The 18,045-nt window shown below is 41.5% G+C and carries 17 protein-coding genes; 10 read left to right on the top strand and 7 right to left on the bottom strand.

The genetic code is table 11. The features are described from left to right. Positions 1-3 precede the first annotated feature (3 nt). The 5 genes from RZO55_RS23980 to RZO55_RS23960 form a co-directional block, all read right to left on the bottom strand. The gene (locus tag RZO55_RS23980; protein WP_318066771.1) at positions 4-1,170 is read right to left on the bottom strand and encodes an alanine racemase; all 1,167 of its coding nucleotides are present in this window, start codon (positions 1,168-1,170) and stop codon (positions 4-6) included. Then, entirely contained in the window at positions 1,167-2,669 is a 1,503-nt protein-coding gene (locus RZO55_RS23975; protein ID WP_318066770.1) for an amino acid adenylation domain-containing protein, read from the bottom strand. Before RZO55_RS23975 ends, RZO55_RS23980 begins: the two co-directional genes overlap by 4 nt. Further along, positions 2,666-4,003, bottom strand: coding sequence for a HAMP domain-containing sensor histidine kinase (locus RZO55_RS23970; RefSeq protein ID WP_318066769.1), 1,338 nt, complete (start codon positions 4,001-4,003; stop codon positions 2,666-2,668). The genes RZO55_RS23975 and RZO55_RS23970 overlap by 4 nt, the downstream gene beginning before the upstream one ends. After that, complete coding sequence (locus RZO55_RS23965) at positions 3,993-4,706, bottom strand: response regulator transcription factor (protein WP_318066768.1); 714 nt, start codon at positions 4,704-4,706, stop codon at positions 3,993-3,995. Before RZO55_RS23965 ends, RZO55_RS23970 begins: the two co-directional genes overlap by 11 nt. Before the next feature lie 194 nt (positions 4,707-4,900). After that, the gene (locus tag RZO55_RS23960; RefSeq protein WP_318066767.1) at positions 4,901-5,656 is read right to left on the bottom strand and encodes an AIM24 family protein; all 756 of its coding nucleotides are present in this window, start codon (positions 5,654-5,656) and stop codon (positions 4,901-4,903) included. A 357-nt stretch (positions 5,657-6,013) separates the two neighbouring features. On the opposite strand from RZO55_RS23960, the gene RZO55_RS23955 reads away from it, so the two are divergent. The 9 genes from RZO55_RS23955 (at position 6,014) to queF (ending at position 13,054) form a co-directional block, all read left to right on the top strand. Then, complete coding sequence (locus RZO55_RS23955) at positions 6,014-6,871, top strand: MBL fold metallo-hydrolase (RefSeq protein ID WP_318066766.1); 858 nt, start codon at positions 6,014-6,016, stop codon at positions 6,869-6,871. Between the two features lie 99 nt (positions 6,872-6,970). Next, positions 6,971-7,540, top strand: coding sequence for an N-acetylmuramoyl-L-alanine amidase family protein (locus RZO55_RS23950; protein WP_318066765.1), 570 nt, complete (start codon positions 6,971-6,973; stop codon positions 7,538-7,540). 107 nt (positions 7,541-7,647) lie between these two features. Further along, on the top strand, positions 7,648-8,394 hold the full coding sequence (locus tag RZO55_RS23945) for a MurR/RpiR family transcriptional regulator (RefSeq protein WP_318066764.1): 747 nt from the start codon (positions 7,648-7,650) through the stop codon (positions 8,392-8,394). Positions 8,395-8,520: 126 nt separating this feature from the next. Then, positions 8,521-9,897, top strand: a complete 1,377-nt coding sequence (locus RZO55_RS23940) for a 6-phospho-beta-glucosidase (protein ID WP_318066763.1) — start codon at positions 8,521-8,523, stop codon at positions 9,895-9,897. Positions 9,898-10,151: 254 nt separating this feature from the next. After that, positions 10,152-10,583: a 6-pyruvoyl trahydropterin synthase family protein gene (locus tag RZO55_RS23935; RefSeq protein WP_318066762.1), complete on the top strand. Its 432-nt coding sequence runs from the start codon at positions 10,152-10,154 to the stop codon at positions 10,581-10,583. Beyond that, a complete protein-coding gene (gene queE / locus RZO55_RS23930) occupies positions 10,576-11,244 on the top strand; it encodes a putative 7-carboxy-7-deazaguanine synthase QueE (RefSeq protein ID WP_318066761.1) in 669 nt (222 codons plus the stop codon). The genes RZO55_RS23935 and queE overlap by 8 nt, the downstream gene beginning before the upstream one ends. Positions 11,245-11,264: 20 nt before the next feature. Further along, positions 11,265-11,831 (top strand): GTP cyclohydrolase I FolE, encoded by a 567-nt coding sequence (folE, locus tag RZO55_RS23925; RefSeq protein ID WP_318066760.1) that lies wholly within the window; start codon positions 11,265-11,267, stop codon positions 11,829-11,831. Between the two features lie 33 nt (positions 11,832-11,864). Continuing rightward, positions 11,865-12,554 (top strand): 7-cyano-7-deazaguanine synthase QueC, encoded by a 690-nt coding sequence (queC, locus tag RZO55_RS23920; RefSeq protein WP_318066759.1) that lies wholly within the window; start codon positions 11,865-11,867, stop codon positions 12,552-12,554. Positions 12,555-12,556: 2 nt separating this feature from the next. Then, positions 12,557-13,054 (top strand): preQ(1) synthase, encoded by a 498-nt coding sequence (gene queF / locus RZO55_RS23915; protein WP_318066758.1) that lies wholly within the window; start codon positions 12,557-12,559, stop codon positions 13,052-13,054. Positions 13,055-13,056: 2 nt separating this feature from the next. Here queF and RZO55_RS23910 read toward each other — a convergent pair whose 3' ends face one another. Both RZO55_RS23910 and RZO55_RS23905 read right to left on the bottom strand, forming a co-directional pair. Next, complete coding sequence (locus RZO55_RS23910; RefSeq protein WP_318066757.1) at positions 13,057-14,019, bottom strand: aromatic acid exporter family protein; 963 nt, start codon at positions 14,017-14,019, stop codon at positions 13,057-13,059. A gap of 25 nt (positions 14,020-14,044) precedes the next feature. Further along, positions 14,045-15,370, bottom strand: a complete 1,326-nt coding sequence (locus RZO55_RS23905) for a lipase family alpha/beta hydrolase (RefSeq protein WP_318067103.1) — start codon at positions 15,368-15,370, stop codon at positions 14,045-14,047. Between the two features lie 369 nt (positions 15,371-15,739). On the opposite strand from RZO55_RS23905, the gene RZO55_RS23900 reads away from it, so the two are divergent. Further along, positions 15,740-17,803, top strand: coding sequence for a methyl-accepting chemotaxis protein (locus RZO55_RS23900; protein WP_318066756.1), 2,064 nt, complete (start codon positions 15,740-15,742; stop codon positions 17,801-17,803). Positions 17,804-18,045 lie beyond the last annotated feature (242 nt).

Raw genomic sequence — 18,045 nt, 5'->3', positions numbered from 1 at the left:
TTTTTATCCCCTTTCTGAGTATAAATAGTTAAACTGGTCTGTTGCAAGAGAGGGTCTTGCAACCCGAAACTGCTCTTTTTCTGAATAAAGAAGTATCAGTGGAAGGTCACGGCTTAAAAACATCGCCATTCCTTCTGTAGCAGAGTAAGCTCCTGTGTTCTGAAAGACAAGCAGATCTCCCTGTTCCAGACCCTTAAGCGGATACTGCCTGACAAGAACGTCGCTGGAGGTGCACAGAGAGCCGCAGACAGTCCATTCTTTAAGCTCCCTCTCTTTTTTTCCGTAATGAGTGATAAATGGCTTTTTCATAGCCAGCATCTGGCCATAATAGTTCAGCTGGTGGATTCCGCCGTCTACAATGCAGTAGGACTGGTCATTGTTGGTTTTCAAGTCTACAACGCTGGTTGCATAAAGTCCGCAGGAGGCGGCAATAAAGCGTCCCATCTCCAGTGTTACCTGTCCTTTGAAATTCAGACTGCGTAATGCAGATGACAGGGCAAGAAGCATGGTCTCTTCCTCATTTGATTCCCCTTCAAAATAGCACACAGGAAGACCTGGGCCATATTCCAGCTTTTTTACTGTAAACTGATACTGATTCTGTAAATCCGTGCAGAGATTATAAAGCATCGTTAATTCGCCTTTCAACTTATCGGCGGACTTCTTTTGTGTGCCGGAGAAGTACTGGAGTCCAATAAGTTCCACATATTGATAAGGCCCCTCTGAAACGATACGGCGTATGGACGTTTCATCCATTCCAAACTGATTTCCGCTGGTAAGGCGCAAAAGCACCCGGATGCTTTTTTTCTCTTTCTCTGCACAGGAGGAAAGAATCTGCCAGTGCTGAAAGGATTCCACGGTAAAAATAATGCTGTCTGCATATCTGGCAATGGCGTACTCCATATCCTTCGGATTCTTATGTACGCCTGACATTACAATCCGGTTTTTATCAATCCCGGCTCTTTCACAGATGTGAAATTCTCCGGGAGAGCATACCTCAAAATAATCCACATGATTTTCCATTTCCCGGACTAAAAACGGATTGGCCTTCATTGCAAAGCACAGCTGGGTATTTGGCGGAAGTGCCGCCCGTATGTCACTGATCCGGCTGGTAAGGATATCTGTATTAAAAAGATAAAATGGTGTTTTATAAGTTTCAAATGCAGTTTTCATAGACACATCTCCAATAATTTTTTTCTGTCCATCTTACCGTTTGCTGTAACGGGAATGTGGAGTACAGGAATACACAGGTTTGGAATCATATAGGACGGCAGCGTCTCCCGCATGCGCTTAAGCAGCTCCTTTTTATCCAGCTCTCCGCAGTAAAATGCAGCAAGGCGGTTCTTTTTGGTATCGAATGCGCAGCAGGCCCGGCTGATCTCTGGATAGCTGTTTAATACAAGTTCAATTTCCTCCAGTTCTATCCGGTGTCCCATATGCTTAATCTGAAAGTCCTTTCTGCCGGAGAAACACAGTTCTCCAAGGTTGTTATAAAAAGCAAGGTCACCGGTCCGGTAGATGGTTTCCGGATAGTGGGTATTTAAAGGATTCAGAACAAACGCTTTTTGTGTCTGTTTAGGATTGTTATAATATCCCAGGGCCAGTGCGGTTCCTGCCACGCAGATTTCTCCAGTTTTCCCTTCCTCTGTGATGAGTTTGTCGTCCGGTCCTAGGAGAAATACGCGCTCGTTGGGAAATGGGATTCCAATGGGGATTTTTTCTTCCGGCTCAAATACCTTTAAAACCGGATAATACGTGCAGTTGCAGGTGATTTCAGTGGGACCGTAAAGATTCACAAACTGCGCATGAGGAAGGTATTTCTGCCAGATGGCCAGATGGCTTGCAGGCATGGCTTCACCGCTGAATAAAACCTTGTTCACCCGATCCGGCACTTTGTAGGTAAAGCCTTTTAGCTGGGAGACCATACACAGAGCCGAAACAGCCCAGATCAGTGTCGTTACCTGATGGCTGCACAGATAGTCTAACAGCATGGTAGGAATGGAAAAGTGTTTTTTCGGAATCAGAACGATGGAAGCGCCGGTTTTAAAGGCGGAATAGATATCCTTGACGGATACATCAAAATCCAGAGGAGCCTGGTTGCCGATCACATCATCCTGGGTGATGTGAAACATGTCCGGGAAGTATTTCATAAAATCAATGACAGATCTGTGGCTCACCAGAACGCCTTTTGGAACCCCGGTGGAACCAGAAGTAAAATTACAATATAAAGGCTGGGTGTCCGAAGACTCAGACCGGATGGCATTCAGACGTTCACAAAAAAGCGGGGAAGAAATCTTTAGGTAATCAAAAATGGTACCATGAAAAGAAAGTCCTCTAAGCTTCTGGTCTGCGTCACCAAGGCAGATGATGCAGTCAGGCTGTAAAACTTCAAGAATCTGGCCGATACGGGCAGCGGGCTGATCCGGATTTATAAATGTGTAAAAACAGCCTGCATAGACGATTCCCATAAAAGAGATGAGAGCTTCCACGCATTTATCCATGTAAACGACAACTGGTTTTTCTGACGCAGTAAGTCCGGATAAATAACTGCCGATGATTCTGGCCCGGTCGTACAGCTCCTTGTAGGTACAGCTGGAGGACGGATCAGTAAGCGCTGTTTTATGAGGAAAATTTTTAGCGGAGTTCTCCAGATATTCTAATACATTATTCATGTCTGCGGTTCCTTTCCTGCTGGTATAATAGGAAATGTGGCACGGGCGGTGAAAAGAGTTTCTGTAGTGAAAATCTCAAAACTTCCGTTCATCTGCTGGGCAATTTTTCTGCAGGTTTTGAGTCCGATATTGGTGCTTTCCTGAAAAACCAGATCGGTACGTATTTCATTGGTAATACTGATGATTAAATTATTTTTTTCCCTGCTGCCCCTTACAATAACCGGCGTGCCGTGACCGGCATATTTTCTGACATTGGAAAACAGATTGTCAAACAGACGGTTTAAATACTGGATATCAATGATAATGCTGCATGACTCATCCATGAACTCTGTCTGAACCTCAAAACCTAAGCTGTTTAAATTGAATACATGCTCGCTTAAAAGCTGCTGGAGCAGAATTCTTGCATCAAAGATGTCAGGTTCCATTAATATATTTTCTTTACCGAATACAAGAAAGTACTGGAACAGTTTGTCAGAAAGATCCTTAAGCTGAATGGATTTTTCCTTACAGCTCTTAATGTATTTTGCAAGTTGTTCCTCGGAGTAATAATCTTTGGAATCCAGAATTTCCAGATATCCGATTAAGGAAGTCAAAGGCGTTCGGATATCATGGGACATGGAGGTGATCAGCTCACTGTTTGCCTCCCATGCTTCCTTTTCGCTTTTATACCTGGTGATAATAGAATGGCGCATATTATCAGCATTTCTAGCCAGAAGTGAGATCTCATCATTTCCCTTGTGATAAATCGGCTGCTCTAAGTTTCCCTGTTCAATTAAAGATACTTCTTTTGACAGAAGGGCGATCCGGTCGATAATTCTTCGGTTATAAAGGATAATAATAATGAAAAATATAATAAAAAATACAATCCAGGAACAATAAAACACCACATCAAGCCATTTGATCTGCGAAGAATCAATGATGGACACAGAGTAAGTTCCATCTGAGAACTTAATATCCCTTTCCTGCTGTGTGCAGTTTTCCACAAGGGTTGCCGCAGTTTCATAGGAAGAGTAGGAGTCATTCCAGAATCCGGATTCGTAAATAATTTCCGCTCCGTCATAAATGGTGATATATATATATTTATGACCCTTGACCCATCTGGAGATAGCCCTGACATTCTTAACGGAAATGCTATTTTCCGTGATATAATCTTCAAAGGAATCCTGGTATTTGTTTAAGCGCTTTAATACCGAATCATCGGCCATATGCTTTGTGGAGACCAGGTATTCTCCCAGTGTTCCCACGATCAGATACATGGCAAAGCTTAAGAATGCTCCAAACAGGAGTACAAGTATCTGCATATAACGCAGGGAAGAAAATGTTTTACCCTTCATCAATCTGATATCCCTTTCCCCAGACAGTGCGGATGATCAATGGATTGTTAAAATCCAGTTCCAGTTTCTTTCTCAGCTTTAAAATATGAACCATAATTGTATTGGTGGAGGTTGGAAGAAATTTTTCTTCCCAGACGCCTTCGTAAATAGCCTGAGCATCTTTGGCATTGCCTTTGTTTTTGACCAGATACATTAAAATCTGGTATTCTGTATCGGTAAGTTCTATTTTCTGGTTCTCCCTGTATACCCAGTGGTTTACTGTATCAATCACGATATCCTGGACATGAACCTCGGAAAGATTAACGGCAGACTCTGATTTTCCCTTATAAACAACATACCTTCTTAAAAGTGATTGAATTTTCATAAAAAGCTCTGCCTGGGAAAATGGTTTCACCAGATAATCGTCCCCTCCGTTTACGTAGGCATCGTTTTTGTCCGAAACTTTTGATTTGGCAGTTAAAAATAATATAGGTGCAGAATGAAACATTCTGATTTGTGAACAGGCCTCAATCCCGGATATGCCTGGCATCATGATGTCCAGAATAATCAGGTCGATGTCAGGATTTAGTTTTACGATGTTTACCGCATCATTTCCGTTAGCGGCCTCCAATACGAGATACCCTTTGTTCTCCAGCTGAATGCGGATTACTTCCCTTATATCCGCGTCATCATCTACCACTAATATCTGCTGTAAAGAGCTCATGGACAGATGCCTCCTTGATTGATTTAATCATGTGAATTATAGCACTTATAGGTACAATAACAAGGCTAAATGGGCTGATTTAAGAATTATTAAGAAATAGTGAGACATTATTTCCTTAAATTATTTTGAATAAATTTAGATAAAAAAACCGGGCGTACCTTTTTCATGGGTATGCCCGGTTCTTAAACAGATGATTATTCCACTGGTGCCATGAGAATCTTACCGGATCCCCGGTATACATTCACCAGACCTTCTCCTGAAACTGCAGAACCAATCAACGATTTGGAGGACCGTTCCACTGTAAATTTTAATGAGTTAGACCAGGCGATTGCCATATTTCCGTCAATCTTAACTTCATCATCCTTTAAATCGAACTCGATCAGCTCTTCTCTGGGCACAGGGCTTTCCAACACTGCAATTCCCTGTCCTGTGAGACAAAGATTAAACAAGCCTTCTTTACCTGCAACAGCAGAGGTTAAAGTGGTTCTTGCAACGATATTCTGCTTGATTGAAGAATCACAGGCCAGAAATAAACCGTCTTCCAGTACCAAGCTTCCCCATTCAGAAATATCTTCCAGAAGAATATGTTTATAAGTCGGTTCCAGCATCAAAAGGCCACTGCCTTTAAATTCCGGTTTTGCAGAAGATTCTTTTGTTACCTTAGAAGCCAGCGCTTTACCGAGAAAATCGCCTACGCCTTTGATTCCGGAGGTCATGGATACGGAACCGGAAGTCCACTGCATGGCTCCGGCCTGAACCGTATATGAATTGCCGTTAAGCTCAATTAAAACCTGTCGTTTGCGGACATTCATCTTAGAGGCATAGTAAGAAGTTATGGAAGATGCAAAATTTACACTTAAGTCTTTTTGATGCTCGAACACTTTTACGCAGCCGCGTTCGTTGATTTTTAGCATGTTACGGTTATCGTAAAGATTTTGATAGGTTATCATATATTGTCTCCTTTTATTATTCTGTTTATATTGTCGTCAGAGTTTCTATCCATGATAAGAAAAGTGAAAAAAAGAGTCAGAAATACTGCATTTTCCATCACCAGGAACTATCATAGCTCATAGGATAAAATGAGAAAAGGTATTTCAGAACTATAATTATATCAGAGTCATAAAAATATGCTGACGAAAACGGTTTGTATCAGGAACCGGAAATTTGCTTCCAGCATGCACATAGTAATGCCGGGCTGTTTAACGCAGCCCGGCATTTATCTGTTTCATTTTCAGGATTACATCCGTAAAAATCTATGATATGATACAATCTGTAGGCTATAACAGGAACCGGAAAGGCGGATTAATATGAAACAGAAGTACATGGGAACCGCGAAAAGCGGGAAAGACTTAGTGACAGAAATCGGTGAGACAGTACCAGGGGAGGGAGAAGCAGCATTTTGGTGGCTTGGACAGCTGGGGTATGCAGTGAAGCTGGGTGCAGTTACTTTCTACATAGATGCATTTCTGGCTGATCATCCCAGAAGAAGAATTCCTCCGCTGCTGGATCCTGCTGAAATCACCAATGCAGATTATATAATCGGAACCCATGATCATTCCGATCACATAGACAGAGCTGTCTGGCATCAGCTCTCTGTCAGCTCGCCGGGAGCAGTGTTTCTTGTTCCTGAGAAGCTGATTCCTTCTCTAAGCAAAGAATTACAGATAGAAAAAAGCCGCTTTTGGGGACTGGAAGACAAGAAAAAGCTGCAATTGAAAGATGGAATACAGCTGACAGGGATAGCCTCAGCCCATGAATTCCTGGATCCGGATCCGGTTACAGGACAACACCCTTACGTGGGAGTGGTGCTGGAAGGAATGGGGTGCAGGCTGTACCATTCAGGAGATACCTGCATGTATGAAGGACTGCTTGCCAAATTAAGAGGCTTTGGAGCTATGGATGTAATGTTTCTGCCCATTAATGGAAGAGATGGGGAACGCTACCGCTCTAATATTATAGGAAATATGACCTATCAGGAGACAGTGGATCTGGCAGGGGCGGTCTGCCCGGGTCTTACCGTTCCGGGCCATTACGAGATGTTTTCCAATAATCAGGAGGATCCTGACCGTTTTGAAGATTATATAACAGCCAAATATCCCGGATTACCTTACTGGCTGGGAGAACACGGGAAGAGGGTTCTTTACTCCCGTTCATCCGGCGCCTGAAAAATTCATTCAAAAATATACAAAAAAATCCATAAATATGTAGCATTTACCAAACTGCGGAATATATTTATAATATTGAAGCAGGAAAGGAAATGCGAGATGGCAATTAAAATATTTATTGATCAGGGGCATAATCCCAGCGGTACTTTTAACAGCGGTGCAGAGGCCAACGGATTACAGGAATCAGAAATTAATTTCCAGGTAGGGCTTTATCTGCAGAACCTTCTAAACAGTGATCCGCGTTTTGAGGCAAGGGTCTCGAGACCAGAGCCGGATACGGTTCTGGGTACCAATAATACCACCAGTCTGGCTGCCAGAGTTGCCATGGCAAACCAGTGGCCGGCAGATTATTTTATCAGCATTCACAGTAATTTAAATCCGAATCCTGAAATTAACGGAACGGAAGTATACATTTATCAGTATTTTACCCAGGCTCAGTGGCTGGCGGAACAGATCATGGGCGGAATTAATGATATGGTTGGAACCAAGAATAATGGAATCCGTGAAAATCCTTCCTTGTATGTACTTAGGAATGCGGATATGCCTGCCAACTTAGTGGAACTGGGATATCTAAGTAATTATTCGGATGCGGAAAAACTGCGTAATGACCAGTATGGATTCGCTTACGGAATTTATCTGGGACTTCTCAGATACTTTGGATTTGCTTAAAATACAAAACAGGCTGCTGAATCTGGGAACTGTGTCTTATAATACTTAATAGCAGCTATGATTATATAAACAAAAGAAGAAACAGGATTATTATGAGGTGACTGGCAATGACATTGTTTACCCGTCAGGTGATGGAACAATTTGGAGAACTGGACTACGAGGTTTACAATTTTATATTGAAAAACAGTGAGAAGATACCGTATATGACAATTCGGGAGGTGGCGAAGGAAGCCCATGTGTCTACCACCACCATCACCCGCTTTTGCAGGAAAACCATGTGCAGCGGTTTTTCGGAATTTAAGGTACGGTTTAAGTTAGAAAAGGGAAAGAATGGGTCTGTAAAAAAACGATTTGATGTATCTTCTATTACAGATTTTTTTGAAAGGGTCAATACGGAGTCTTTTCAAAAGCAGCTGGATACTATCGCCGGAGTGATTGCAGGCAAACGGCAGATTATATTCATTGGTACCGGTAATTCGGGAATTATGGCTGAGTACGCAAGCCGCTATTTCTGTAATATCGGAATCTTTTCCACAGGGATTAACGGTCCTATGTTTCCAATTAATCTGGAATTTCCGGAGGAAAGCATCATTATTGTTATGTCTGTGGAGGGGGAGACGAATCTTCTGATAGATAATTCTTCTATTCTGAAGGAAAGCAGCAGCACTCTGGTCTCCATTACTAACAGCAGGAACAGCACTCTGGCGAGAATCTCAGATTACAACATTTCCTACTACATTCAAAAAGAGAGAAAAGAGACAGATGAGATGAAGGTGGATATCACTTCTCAGATTCCGGCAGTTTATATTGTGGAAGCCTTAGCAAGGCTGACCATGGAAAAGAAACAGGGATAAAACAACCTGTTTCTTTTATGGTACAAATACCAAAACATCAATGCTTGTGCCCAAAGATGGCGAATCCATTCCCTTTCAAAGATTTTTGGAGTATGCTTTTTCTATCAAATACCAGGAGGTAAGTGTATGAAAGGGAAAATTAAAATAGTAACCATTGGTGGCGGGTCCAGTTATACCCCCGAATTAATAGAAGGATTTATTAAGCGGAAGGATCAGCTTCCTATCGGAGAGATCTGGCTGGTGGATATTGAAGAAGGAAGAGAAAAGCTGGAAATTGTAGGTAACCTTGCAAAGCGGATGGTGAAAGCAGCAGGACTAGACTGGGAAGTTCATTTAACACTGGACAGGAGAGAGGCCTTAAAGGGTGCAGATTTTGTTTCCACTCAGTTTCGGGTTGGGCTTTTGGATGCACGGATTAAGGATGAACGGATTCCCTTATCACATGGTGTGATCGGTCAGGAGACCAACGGTGCAGGCGGTATGTTTAAGGCGTTCCGTACAGTCCCAGTCATTCTGGAAATCGTGGAAGATATGAAAGAACTCTGTCCGGATGCCTGGCTTGTAAACTTCACAAACCCGTCAGGCATGGTGACTGAAGCGGTAATGCGTTACGGTAAATGGAATAAGGTAGTGGGACTGTGTAATGTTCCTATCATGTGCAGAAAGATCGCAGCAGGTGCCTTAAAGGAAAAGGAGGAGGATTTATTCTTCCGGTTTGGCGGTTTAAACCATTTTCACTGGCATAGAGTGTGGAATCATGAGGGAGTTGAAAAAACGGGTGAGGTTCTTGAGACCGTATACACAAAGCCAGATGGTCTTAAGAACGCCATGCAGGGGTTAAAAAGCTCCGGTGTACAGAACATTCCGAATATCGCTTTTTTAGCAGACCAGATCAGGAATCTGGGAATCATTCCATGTATGTATCACAGGTATTACTACATTACAGATGACATGCTGAAGGAAGAACTGGAAGCGTTTGCAAAAGGGGAAACCAGGGCAGAGCTTGTAAAGAAGACCGAAGCAGAGCTTTTTGAGCTTTATAAGGACCCTGATTTAAAGGTAAAACCGGTTCAGCTTGAAAAGCGCGGCGGTGCATTCTATTCCGATGCGGCCTGTGAGCTGATTGCGTCCATTTATAACGACAAGAAGACAACCATGGTTGTAAGCACCAGAAATAACGGAGCCATTTCCGATCTGCCGGATGATGTGGTGGTTGAGGTTAGCAGCATTATTACGGCAGGCGGCCCTGTTCCCATCTCCTGGGGTGGCTTTGATTCCTCTACCAGAGGTTTACTGCAGGTGATGAAGGATATGGAACTGACTACCATTAAGGCAGCCGTTACCGGTGATTACGGAACTGCTCTGCAGGCATTTACATTAAATCCATTGGTGCCAAGCGGTAAGATCGCAGGGACGATTCTTGATGAGCTGTTAGTGGCTCATAAGAAGCATCTTCCCCAGTTTAAGGAAAAGATTGCGCAGCTGGAAGCAGAGAGTAAATAATCCCGCCCTTTCCTTGACGCGGGGAAAAAACGGTGTTATACTTTTAACCGCATAGAAGACAGTTCATTAGTACCATCCTGTCTATAAACAAAACTAGGGCTGATTTTAATATTGTTGGAAAAAAAGTTATCAGAGTTTTATAACTTTTTTTTCGTGCAGATAGAGAAAGCAGGCATAGTCTTATGCCTGCTTTTTTTGCGATAATCCGGCAAATATAAAATCCTGCTTCGATATTCGAAAGGACAGAGGGACCCATGTATTACTTAGAAACAGAACAAAGCTTTGATTCGGCCCATTTTTTAAAGGGCTATGAAGGAAAATGCAAAAATATCCACGGTCACAGGTGGAGAGTGGTGATAGAAATTCAAAGCCCGTCACTTCAAAAAGAAGGGCAGACGCAGGGCATGATTGTTGATTTCTCCAGACTCAAAGAGGATTTAAAAAATGAAACAGATTATTTAGACCATTCCCTGATTATGGAGAAAAATTCGCTTAAACCAAATACACTATATGCCCTGAGGGAAGAGGAATTTTCAGTGGTTGAAGTGGATTTCCGCCCCACAGCAGAAGGATTTTCCAGATACTTCTATGAAAAAATGAGTGAAAAGGGATATTACGTGAAATCTGCCAGAGTTTATGAGACCCCCGCAAACTGCGCTTCTTACGGGGAGGACAGTCATGGCTGAATATAATGTGGCGGAAACGTTTATGAGCATTAACGGAGAGGGAGTATACGCAGGACAGCTGGCAGTATTTATCCGTTTTTATGGCTGTAATCTTTCCTGCTCCTACTGTGATACTGCCTGGGCGAAAGATGCCCTGGGACATGGGAGAACCATGAGTGAACTTAATATTTATGAATACATAAAAGAAACGGGTATAAAAAATGTGACGCTTACCGGGGGGGAGCCGCTTATTCAAGACGGCATTGGAGATCTGCTTTCTCTTCTTTTATTGGATGAGGAACTTCGGGTTGAGGTTGAAACAAATGGAAGTGTTGATCTTTCTGATTATCAGCGTGAAACAGATGCACTTTCATTTACAATGGATTATAAGCTTCCAGGCAGCGGTATGGAAACCGCAATGCTGCTTTCTAATTTCCATTGTTTAAAGCAGAAGGATACGGTTAAATTTGTTGCAGGAAGCAGAATGGATCTGGAACGGGCGGTAAAAATCATAGACAGTTATAAACTTTCTGACCGGTGCCATATCTATTTCAGTACGGTATTTGGCAAACTTTCACTGACTGATACTGTGGATTTTATGAAGCAGAACCGGTTAAATGATGTGACTCTTCAGCTTCAGATGCACAAGATCATCTGGGGACCTGATGCAGTGGGCGTTTAGCCGGAAAGGAGGAACGTGCTATGGCAATAGATACAGCTGCAATTCAGACTCATGTGAGGGGCATATTAAAGGCGCTGGGAGAAGATCCGGACAGAGAAGGCTTAAAGGATACGCCGGCGCGGGTTGCTAAAATGTACGGGGAAGTTTTTGAAGGAATCAATTATACCAATCATGAGATCGCGGTGATGTTTGGAAAAACATTTGAAGAGGATATAGACACAGCCGGCATGGGAGAGGACATGGTAGTAGTAAGGGACATGGAAGTGTTCAGTTACTGTGAACATCATATGGCGCTTATGTATGATATGAAAGTCGCTGTGGCTTATATTCCAAACGGAAAAGTGATCGGGCTGAGCAAAATTGCAAGGATTGCGGATATGGCAGCCAGGCGGCTTCAGCTTCAGGAGAGAATAGGCTCTGATATTGCAGAAATTATTGCAGAAGTTACCGGATCAGAGGACATAGAAGTTATTATTGAGGGCAGACACAGCTGCATGACTGCCAGAGGAATTAAAAGTTCATCCGCCAGGACCAGAACGGTCACCTTAAGAGGCCGTTTCCGGTCGGAGCCGGAATTGCGTATTTAGATTTCATATAAGAGAGAAGAATGGGAGAAAAAGATGAAAGCACTTGTATTATTAAGCGGAGGCGTAGACAGCGCAACCTGCCTTGGAATGGCGATAGAAGAGTATGGAAATAAGAATGTATGCACACTTTCCATTTCCTATGGACAAAAGCACGAGAAGGAGTTGGAGGCTGCCAAAAAAATTGCAGACTACTATGATGTGGAATATATGAGTCTTGATTTAAGCAGAATATTTGCTTATAGTGACTGTTCCTTATTAACCCGGTCCCATCGGAAGATTCCCAGGGAAAGCTATGCAAAACAGCTTGAGAGCAGTGAGGGAAAACCAGTGTCCACTTATGTTCCGTTCCGTAACGGATTGTTTCTCTCTTCCGCAGCCAGCATTGCGCTGTCAAAAGGCTGCAGCGTGATCTATTACGGAGCTCACAGCGATGATGCGGCGGGAAATGCCTATCCGGACTGCAGTAACTCTTTTCGGGAAGCAATGAACCAGGCTATAAACATCGGAACAGGGAATCAACTTAGCCTGAAAGCTCCTTTTGTATTATGGACGAAAGCGGAGGTTGTGGAGCGGGGGCTTAAGCTTAAGGTTCCGTATGAATTGACATGGAGCTGCTACGAGGGTGGGGAGGAACCATGTGGTAAATGCGGAACCTGCATTGATCGGGCAGATGCTTTTGCAAAAAACGGGGTTGCAGATCCCGCACTTAAGAAAGGGGAATAGATATGACAGGCAGAACAAGGGAAGAAACTGAGGGACTGACTCATTTGGGGAATCAGGGTACTGTCTATGAAACGGACTATAATCCGGGAGTACTGGAGACTTTTTTTAACAAGCATCCGGATCACGATTATTTTGTAAAATTCAATTGCCCGGAATTTACAAGTCTTTGTCCGATCACCGGGCAGCCGGATTTTGCGTTTATTACCATTTCATACGTTCCAGGTGAACGTATGGTAGAAAGCAAGTCTTTAAAGCTTTACTTATACAGTTTCCGCAATCACGGCGATTTTCATGAAGACTGTATGAATGTTATTATGAAAGACTTAGTAAACCTTATGGATCCAAAATATATTGAAGTCTGGGGGAAATTCACTCCCAGAGGCGGCATCTCCATCGATCCCTACTGCAACTATGGAAAACAGGGGACCAAATGGGAACAGGTAGCCTGGGAGCGGCTTTCGTCCCACGATCTTTATCCGGAACGTGTTGATAACCGGTAGCATTAACTGCTGTGATTTAAGATAAATTCCCGTTTAATTAAAAGAAGTCTGTGCAGCTGTTTCAGAATATAAAAAAGAATAGCTCTTGCTTCAAACTCATCTCTGTTAAAGGGAAGCGCGTGATCCTTTAATTCCAGTAAGAGCAGATCTAAATCCTTTAGAAGCCCTTCCACCGTGTTGTTTCTGTGATAGCCCTGCTCAATTTTTATCAGCAGCCTGGATACTTCCATTGCTTCCTTTGGCAGACAGGAAATAGAACGGATATTCACGTAAATTTCAGAAAGCAGAATACTTTGCTGCCTGCGCATCTCAATGTAATCAATTTCGTAGGTATCTTTCTTAAACAGCGCATTGTTATAATTGGTTAATGCACTGGCCTTGGCTGCCCGAAGTGCCTTTTGAAGAGAGAGAAGGTCTGCAGGTCTGCAGCTGGTTTTGTCATCGGAATATAGGAAACATGACATTTGGCTGAGGATCTCTTTAATCTGGTGATCCACTTCATCAGAAAGCATCTGGAACTCATCTTTCCGTCGCCGCAAATGCAGATTCACTAAGATTCCAACCGTTGTACCAATGAGAAAAAGCCCTGCCTCATTGGCGATTAGTGCCATAGCCATGGACCGTTCGGTCAGAAAATGGGTGATGAGAACGGAATCCATGGCAATAGCTTCTCCCCAGTCAGCATAAAAGCAGAGAAGAGCAAAGAGAAACAAATACCCGGCAAATGCAGGCAGGGTGAATCCCAGAATTCCAAAAAGGAGACGGGCAATTAAGAGCGCACATACAAACGCCAGTGTCCGGTTCCTTGCACTTTTAATGGTTTCTTTTTTTGTATTCTGAATGCTGAGTACTGTAATGATTCCGGCAGTAGCGGAATAGCGAAGCCCCAATTCTCCGGCTAATGCGATGGAGAGCACGGCGGCGACAGCAATTTTTAAACTTTTTATAACTGTATCCTTATTCATGATTTCTCCTTTCCGGTTAATCCAGCTAATATCCCTGTTCTTTCAGGTTATGTACCAAATCTGTATAAAAACCCATGACATCGAAGCCTTCTATATTTTTTCGGGATAAGTCTATGACATCTCCGTGAGAGATACCCTGCTTTCCTTTTGGTTTTAAAATCCCCAGATTATTTCCCCAGACCATGGAGTCTGTGGATACCAGGCCATCGTTGCTTCCTTCACCAAGAAGCCGGATAATGATGTAACCAAGATTTAAAGGGAACATAGCACTTGTCGTGGACCTCATTTGTGATCCTGTACTCTGACAGAGAACTCCGGGGGCATCCTTCATTAGTTTCCCAAGTCTCACACATTCCCTGTCGGTTAAATCCCTTAGGCCGCTTAAAAAGTCGGGGTGGTCATCTCCAAGAAGAGTAAACAGGGATTCATATCTTTTTCCAATAAAACCGGCAAACTTAGGAGAGATGCGGTCCAAAATCCGGCATACATAATGGCAGCCTGCATGAGGAGTATTGATGGTGGTGATAGAAGCCACATATGGGTCCATGCCAAGGCAGCTGACTGCGTAACGGCTGTCAAGGCCGCCTTTGGAATGAGCGATAATATTGACTTTTTCACAACCGGTCTTTTGGACAATGTCGAGAATACATGTTCGGATCTCTTCCCCGCATTGTTCCACAGAAGCAGATGACTGGTGATTGCTGTAAAAGATGGCAGCTCCGTGCCGGATCAGTTCATCTGGTATCCGCCCCCAGTAGTTAAAGCTTTTCCAGTCTCGAAAGAATATCCCGTGCACCATTAATATGGGGTACTTTGTCCTGCATAATTCTTCCTCTTTCCATTTCTCATAATACTGCTGTTTTTCCATTGTAAATTCATATTCTTTATGTGATACGTCAATGAACCTGCCAAGCAGTACGAGATTGACGCCTGGAATCCACCAGAAAAGCAAAAGGGCTATTCGATTAAAAAAACCAAGCTGCCCCGAGCAGGTAAAGATCCGGATAATACCGTTTATAAGGAGAAGATACAGGAATATGGCACAGACAATACCATTTATAACAAGGCGCAGGGGCGGCACCATTTTATAAAAGATTAAAAGGAATCCGTAAACTGCCAGTTCAAGAAAGAAGCACATGATGACAGCATTCAGCAGTTCTAAGCCTCCCTGCAGAATTTTAAGTCTCCGCCCTTTACCGTTGACTTTTACAGGCACAAAATGATAGCAGAGATAAAAGAGCATCAGGCTGCTGCAGGATAAAACACGGACCAGGGTGTTTGGCAGCAGGGGAGAAATCAGGGTAAAATTAAATAAAATCATAAGAAAAAAATAACGAATCATTTGTTTCATCAGGGTCAAGACACGACCTCCTTTTTCATCAGTAAAATTGCATATCGTTGGTTTTGCTTAGATCATACCACATTTTTTCTGACAATTTAAGCCTGCAGTGAGAAGAATTTGTTGCATAATTTTTACCGATACAATATAATGGGCTTATAGAAAATTGTAGAAAATTGTAGAAAATTGTAGAAATTTATAATGAGAAGTAGAAAAATATTTGATATCACTTTTATAAAGATAATATTAATATGTGTGTTTTATTTATTTGGATGTATATACGAAAGGAGGTGTAATTTTATAGGAAAAGAAAAGTTAATACCAAAGATAAATTTAATTAGAAGATATTGAACACTCATTTTATTGAAAGGAATGATCATAATGATGAAAAAAATGAACTTCAGTTTGAAGACAAAGCTTAGTATAATTATTCTGTTATTTTCATTGTGTCCATTAATCTTAGTTTCTATAATATTTATAAATTTTACGAGTAAAAGTATAATGTCTGAACAAGAAAGCGCATCCAATAAGCAGCTTGAGATGTTTAATAGTAATATTGATTCAATCATTGAAGAATTAATGAATAATACAAGTGGGTTTGCAAACGAAGCAATAATTAAACAGGCAGATGGATCTCTGACAAATTATTTAAATAATAATGGAATTATGCAAATGACACCTGGTAAAAATGGAGGAGTGGAACAGAAAATTTACCAGCGATTTAAAGAATTTGGTGAAACACATCCTAATTATCAATATGTATATATGGGGGTGGAATCGGGAGGATATGTTCAGTATCCAGAAGGAAATATGGAGGGCCCTTTTGATCCGCGGCAGAGACCATGGTACCCTGTTGCACTTAATAATCCAGATAAAGTAGTATTAGGAGATCCATATTACTTTGCAACGGACAACATTGTTATTTTAGGTGCTTCTCAAGCTTTAAAAGATACCAAAGGAAACGTAATCGGTGTTGTTGCATTAGATATGAGTTTAGATAAGATTACAGAAATGGTTGATAAGGCAGGGAAAGATTCAAAAGGACGTTTTATCATTGTTGATGATAGCGGAACAATTATTGCAGATCCAAGTAACAGTGATAATAATTTTAAAAATGTAACAGAGGTATATGGAGATGAATTAAGTAATCTTATTTTATCAGGTGCAGATTTCAATGAAGTAAAACTGAATAATAAAACTTATTTGGTTAAGTCTATAAAAAGTGAAAAGACAAATTGGCGATATGCAGCGCTTTTGGATAAGGAGGACATACTTAGCCCTGTTACAAATTTAATCAGGTTGGAAATGATTATTATTTCTATTGTGTCATTACTAGCTATTTTGTTTGGTATAATTACAAGTCTAAAAATTTCAAAACCAATAAAGGAAGTATCCGAAGCTGCCAATAAAATAGCTGGAGGAAATTTTTATGTGCAATTACAAACCAAAGCAAGTGGTGAAGTAGGTGAACTTATTGATTCATTCAAAAGGATAGGAATAACTTTAGTTGAGTATAAAGAGTATATTCAAGAGATAGCACATATTTTAAATCAAATTGCACAGGGGAATTTATGTTTTGAATTGAAACAAGAATATATTGGAGAGTTTTCAAAAATAAAGGATTCTCTTCTCAACATTTCAGAGAATCTTTCTCTGACAATTGAAAATGTTAAAACATCATCGGAACAAATTGCAATGGCCGCTAATCAGGTATCATCTGGAGCACAATCACTTGCCCAAGGAACAACGGAGCAAGCAAGCAGTATCGAGGAGTTTTCGGCAATGATTTCTGATATTTCACTGCAAATTAAGAATACTGCAAACAGTGCTCAGTTGGCGAACCGAGAAGTTGTGTCTACTTCTGAAGAGGTTATGAGTAGTAATAGTCAAATGCAAGAAATGAAATTGGCTATGAATAATATCAATTCAAAATCTGGAGAAATCAGTAAAATTATAAAAACGATTGAGGATATTGCATTCCAAACGAATATTTTAGCACTAAATGCTGCTGTTGAAGCTGCGAGAGCTGGTTCTGCTGGAAAAGGATTTGCTGTTGTTGCGGATGAAGTTCGAAATTTGGCTCAAAAATCAGCAGATGCGGCAAAAAATACTACTATGCTCATTGAAGAAACAGTACAAGCGGTTGAACGGGGAACTAAAATTGTTGATATCACCGCACAGTCAATGATAAATGTTGTGGCAGGATCAGATCAAGTGCGAGAATTTGTTAATGATATTGCCCGTACTTCTAAAGAACAATCAGATGCAGTGTCTCAGATATTAATAGGAGTTGATCAAATATCTTCTGTTATTCAAAGCAATAGTGCGACTGCAGAAGAAAGCGCGGCAGCAAGTGAGGAACTTAGTGGTCAAGCTGACTTGTTGAAGCAGAACATGGATCAATTTCAAATCCCAAAAGATGCTCTCCATTCGAAAAAAACCTGATTTTATAAGATTTTAGTCTTGTTGAATAAGTAAATGTAGGTGTTAATAAAGAGAAATAGGAAAATTCTTTATCCTCTAAATTTAGTGGATAGACGATTTTCCTATTTTAATTGCCTATAAGTGGCATGAAAAAGGTACAATTTTAGGGTCTGAATCTCCTTACGCTCCAAGTGTTAAGAAAACGTAAGGAAAAAATTTGTATATTGACACAGAAACAGGAGAAGTGTAGAATGATGAACGTT

Origin of the sequence: Clostridium boliviensis (assembly GCF_033342255.1) — a bacterium.
GTDB classification, from domain to species: domain Bacteria; phylum Bacillota; class Clostridia; order Lachnospirales; family Lachnospiraceae; genus Lacrimispora; species Lacrimispora boliviensis.
The sequence above is the reverse complement of the archived record's forward strand: the minus strand, read 5'-3'. Positions and strand labels throughout refer to the sequence as shown.

What these genes read in the sequence shown, in the direction of transcription:
- RZO55_RS23980 (WP_318066771.1), bottom strand. Translation starts at nt 1,170, where the DNA reads ATGAAAACTGCATTTGAAACTTATAAAACACCATTTTATCTTTTTAAT.
- RZO55_RS23975 (WP_318066770.1), bottom strand. Translation starts at nt 2,669, where the DNA reads ATGAATAATGTATTAGAATATCTGGAGAACTCCGCTAAAAATTTTCCT.
- RZO55_RS23970 (WP_318066769.1), bottom strand. Translation starts at nt 4,003, where the DNA reads ATGAAGGGTAAAACATTTTCTTCCCTGCGTTATATGCAGATACTTGTA.
- RZO55_RS23965 (WP_318066768.1), bottom strand. Translation starts at nt 4,706, where the DNA reads ATGAGCTCTTTACAGCAGATATTAGTGGTAGATGATGACGCGGATATA.
- RZO55_RS23960 (WP_318066767.1), bottom strand. Translation starts at nt 5,656, where the DNA reads ATGATAACCTATCAAAATCTTTACGATAACCGTAACATGCTAAAAATC.
- RZO55_RS23955 (WP_318066766.1), top strand. Translation starts at nt 6,014, where the DNA reads ATGAAACAGAAGTACATGGGAACCGCGAAAAGCGGGAAAGACTTAGTG.
- RZO55_RS23950 (WP_318066765.1), top strand. Translation starts at nt 6,971, where the DNA reads ATGGCAATTAAAATATTTATTGATCAGGGGCATAATCCCAGCGGTACT.
- RZO55_RS23945 (WP_318066764.1), top strand. Translation starts at nt 7,648, where the DNA reads ATGACATTGTTTACCCGTCAGGTGATGGAACAATTTGGAGAACTGGAC.
- RZO55_RS23940 (WP_318066763.1), top strand. Translation starts at nt 8,521, where the DNA reads ATGAAAGGGAAAATTAAAATAGTAACCATTGGTGGCGGGTCCAGTTAT.
- RZO55_RS23935 (WP_318066762.1), top strand. Translation starts at nt 10,152, where the DNA reads ATGTATTACTTAGAAACAGAACAAAGCTTTGATTCGGCCCATTTTTTA.
- queE (WP_318066761.1), top strand. Translation starts at nt 10,576, where the DNA reads ATGGCTGAATATAATGTGGCGGAAACGTTTATGAGCATTAACGGAGAG.
- folE (WP_318066760.1), top strand. Translation starts at nt 11,265, where the DNA reads ATGGCAATAGATACAGCTGCAATTCAGACTCATGTGAGGGGCATATTA.
- queC (WP_318066759.1), top strand. Translation starts at nt 11,865, where the DNA reads ATGAAAGCACTTGTATTATTAAGCGGAGGCGTAGACAGCGCAACCTGC.
- queF (WP_318066758.1), top strand. Translation starts at nt 12,557, where the DNA reads ATGACAGGCAGAACAAGGGAAGAAACTGAGGGACTGACTCATTTGGGG.
- RZO55_RS23910 (WP_318066757.1), bottom strand. Translation starts at nt 14,019, where the DNA reads ATGAATAAGGATACAGTTATAAAAAGTTTAAAAATTGCTGTCGCCGCC.
- RZO55_RS23905 (WP_318067103.1), bottom strand. Translation starts at nt 15,370, where the DNA reads ATGAAACAAATGATTCGTTATTTTTTTCTTATGATTTTATTTAATTTT.
- RZO55_RS23900 (WP_318066756.1), top strand. Translation starts at nt 15,740, where the DNA reads ATGATGAAAAAAATGAACTTCAGTTTGAAGACAAAGCTTAGTATAATT.